This is a genomic window from Bacillus sp. JJ1503, assembly GCF_036965125.1.
Lineage (GTDB): Bacteria > Bacillota > Bacilli > Bacillales > Cytobacillaceae > Cytobacillus.
Genome location: NZ_JBALOZ010000374.1, coordinates 1 through 4,121, shown reverse-complemented (window position 1 = coordinate 4,121; position 4,121 = coordinate 1). Strand labels below are relative to the sequence as shown.

Here is a 4,121-nt window from a genome sequence, read left to right as displayed (position 1 = left end):
CACATTAATGATTTTAAAGGATTCCTGGATCTTAAAAAAGATGCGAATCAAATTTCCGCAAAAGCGTATAACAGTTTGAAAGCGTATGCCGATGCAATGATTGAGATCTGGCAATAGGTTAGATTCACTGTTCAGAATATGCCTCCTGTGCCGGGATGACCTGGTACGGGGGGAACAAACTCAAAAACTTTTAAAACGTGAAGGTGGGAAATTAATAAATAGACTTCTTCATCAAATTTGAACTCGGGTAAGGTTTCGTTGTTACATATCCATTTTCTCGATTTTGTGAGTTTATGATACTCATAGGAAACAAAAACAATTGAATGGTTGGGACAGGTAAAGCCAAGTCAGATTCGTCAGCGGCAATGACTTTGGGAAGCAGTCAAAAGTAGGAGTGAAGATAATTGAAGAAAACGATCACAGTTTTAGCCATTTTATCATTGTTATTTTTACTTAGTGCCTGTTCGGCCCTAACCTCTGGCGAAGGGAGCAAGGTACTTGTTAAAACGGGTTATGGAAATATCACAAAAGATGATTTATATAAAGAAGTGATAAGTTCCGAGCGGGGAAAAGAATTGATTCAGAAGTTGGTCTATATGCAAATTTTGGAAGGTAAATATGAGGTATCAGATAAAGAGGTGAATCAACGGCTGGACGATATAAAGGAACAGGCCGGTGATAATGATGGATTTAACATGTTCCTACAAAAACAGGGCTTTAAAAACGAAAAAGAATTAAAGGATTATATTAAACAATCCATTTATTTCTTTAAAGCAACAACAGACGGGGTGACGGTATCAGATAAACAAATAACAGATTACTATGAACAAAATAAAGACCAATACACGGAGGTGAGAACCAGCCATATTCTCGTGGATGAGGAGTCAACTGCTAAAGAAATTGAACAGGAACTAAATAAAGGAACCGACTTTGCCGAATTGGCAAAAACAAAATCGACGGATAAGATGTCTGGAGCAGAAGGCGGGGATTTGGGCTATCTTTCCGGGCGAAGCCAGGAAATGGATCCGACATTTCTTGCTGCGGCTATGAAATTGAAAAAAGATGAAGTGAGCGAACCGGTCAAGACAATGTTTGGTTATCACATCATTAAGGTAACAGATATAAAGGTGACGCCATTAAGCAAGGTGAAAGATCAAATCAAACAAGCGCTTATGGGAAAAGAGGCAAAACATGTACAGGAGATATTAAACAATTTGAATAAAGAAATTGAGATTAAAGAAGATACATTAAAAGATGCATTTAAGGATGTGGAACCGCAACAACCAAAGCTTCCCCCTCAAAGTTAAAATATTCGGTCATTGCTAATTGGTTAGTATGGCCGGATAGTCATATGATGGAATTTGAGCCAATGATTTAAGGGTTTCAGGCGTCGATGAACTGTAGATCATTGTGCTCATTCCAGCCATAAGTAGTTGGTATGATTATCACCGAGCTTTACAACAATTACAAAATTAAAAAACCTCACCCAAGCATGATGCTTGAAGATAGTAAAATACTATTCAATCGATTTTTTCTTAGGTAAAAATGTAAGGCTCTTCGCCAATTACCGTAATTTTGCAGAAAAACCCTATGTCTTATTTTCTAAAAGATTAAAAACCGGACAAAGGAATGGGTTCAGTTGCGAAGAGATACATCACTTCCTCCTAATTTTGGATAATCAACACGCGTAATATTATGTCTTTAATCCTCCAACTCCGCATTTTCAGACAATCATTTTTGGATATCCCCTGATTGTCATTTGTATCTGAAGTATTACCTTTGTTCCAAATGATAGAACATTTTACATTCGGTATCCATCTACTACTCCAACCATTCCATAACAGGCCAATATCCGAGGGTATAAAATGTCAGACCCTACATGGGCTTGATCATTAAAGGGATCGGTAAGTTTTTTTATACCAAATATATTCCAACAAAGCAGGTCAAAATCCATGAACAATTGACAAATACTTTGAAAGGTAACTGGTAAATACGTCGATTCCCAATTATTAAACAAGTTATATGTAGGGTTTTGGCAATTAAAAGTTTTTTATAACGCCAGTAGATGGCAAGATTTTCACTATGCATTGCTTAGAATTAAAACCAAGGTTTAAAAGAATCTATCAAATATTTTATAAAGACATCATCATACTTATGCGACTGGCAAAATTCCAATAGATTCTTTTATTTGCAAATTGCCAAGCTTACCAAAATAGTAGATTCCATGAAGGTGTTGGCATTTTTTGTAGGAATTGTCCGATTAATGACCATATGGTCAATGGCTTGAGGGGGGTGATAAACCCAGGTAATGAATTAAGCTGTGAAAGGTAAGGAGGCGATAAAGGGGCTAATAACGATAAAGAAATGACGATATAACGTAATGATCAAGGGGAATTCGAAAATAAAAAACCTACATAAAAAGTGGGTTATTATCCAATAGGGAGGCAAATTACTTTGAAGTTGAGAATTAAGATTGCCGCATTATCAACCACGATATTACTTGCGATGTCATCAACATCCGCTTTTGCAGCGGACCCTGGGCTGGATAAAATGCCCGAACATGTGGATCCCCAGTCTTGGGTTCTTACCGATTATCTGACATGGAATGACTATAATCCGATCCCGGGAATAGACTGGAAAGCCCCAGACATCAAAGCGGAGAGGGAATTGAGAGGGGCATTGATTCTAGTAGATTTCCCTGATCTGGGGTTTATCCTTAGCGATCCCGAAGGTTCTGATCCAGCTGGTAATCCAAGGGGCATCGGATCAATTCCCCGTGAGGACGTTCCGGAGTTTTTTAAGGATTTTCTCACCAAGCCAAGTGCCCTAAATAACTACCAAACGATGGATAGTTTTTGGAAGGAGAACTCCTATGGAAAATGGGGCGTAACCCTTGATGCTTATGGTCCCTACCGGTTGGATAAAAATGAATTTCAGTATGGGCTTGAGAGCAGTCATAATACTGGTGCATTGCCAAGTAACTATACAAGAGGAAACCTTTTTCAGGATGGTATAAATGCGGCCACAGACGACATAAATGCATCTGGAAATGAATATGACTTTGCGTTCATTGTTCATTCGGGTTATGCCGAATCAGCCGTATGGCAGGAATTCGGTGAAATGATGTTCCTTAATCCAGAGTCGGTGCCTGATGAATTTGGACCTCCGGATTTACCTGGATTTGAAAACCTGCCAAACTGGACAAAAACTCGTTATGTACCATGGACTTCCTATTTTGCGGCCAAAGCAATATGGTCTTCCGCATCAAGTGCAAGGATCAACGGTAAAACGATTCGTGTTTCTATTCAAGGCGAAAGTAATGGTTTGGCTACATTTGCCCACGAATTCGGTCATCTTCAATCTCTTGGTGATAATTACAACAACCCATTCGGGGTCCCTCCAGTCCGGTCATATGCTGGAAATTGGGAATTAATGGCCAGCGGAAGCTTCAATGGACCGGGTGGCCCGCATACGCGCTATTTTATTCCTGCCACCCAGGGTGGATCCTTACCGGCTCCACATACGCTGCGAAATAAGATGAAACAAGGATTTCTATCCGATGATGAAGTCCTTGAGCTAAACCGTGATGAATTAAAAGAATCTGGGCCGGTGTTTGCAGATATTATCGCACGCGAAGTGCCGATTGGCGATAATTTCGGCCGGACCGGACTCCACGGTATCAACATCAGCATGAACGATTTAACACCAACTAATTACCTTGCCGGTGACTGGCGTAACGATATAATAAGCAATAGATTGTACAATAACTACACCCTTGAAGTGGTGGATCGTGTCGGTGCAGACTCCTTCCAATCCGATGCCGGCGTATTGATTTCCAAAACGAAAAATGCAGAAACTGCCCCGAGTGTCTGGATTATTGATTCCCACCCGGAAGATATTAATCTGCCTGACTTCATAAGACCTGATGGCACAACATCTATGCTTTCCTTAGGGGATGAGCGACAGCTTGCCGATGCTTTATTTAAAGCCGGGAGTGGGGCAACTTTGGTCAAGGGCCAATTCGATGGTTCCATTGACAAAGATACTGTTGTCAGTGAGTACGTCGATCCGTACAATAAACTCCATATCTACATTTTAGGGAAACACAAAGACAATGACGG

The 4,121-nt window shown here is 40.2% G+C and carries 3 protein-coding genes; all 3 read left to right on the top strand.

What is annotated here, in order from left to right; genetic code table 11:
- Positions 1-3: 3 nt before the first annotated feature.
- Positions 4-117: an FIMAH domain-containing protein gene (locus V7149_RS26655; RefSeq protein WP_438824146.1), complete on the top strand. Its 114-nt coding sequence runs from the start codon at positions 4-6 to the stop codon at positions 115-117.
- Between the two features lie 287 nt (positions 118-404).
- On the top strand, positions 405-1,307 hold the full coding sequence (locus V7149_RS23135) for a peptidylprolyl isomerase (protein WP_335347933.1): 903 nt from the start codon (positions 405-407) through the stop codon (positions 1,305-1,307).
- A gap of 1,147 nt (positions 1,308-2,454) precedes the next feature.
- The coding region (locus tag V7149_RS23130; RefSeq protein ID WP_335347932.1) for a M6 family metalloprotease domain-containing protein at positions 2,455-4,121 on the top strand (1,667 nt) is incomplete at its 3' end.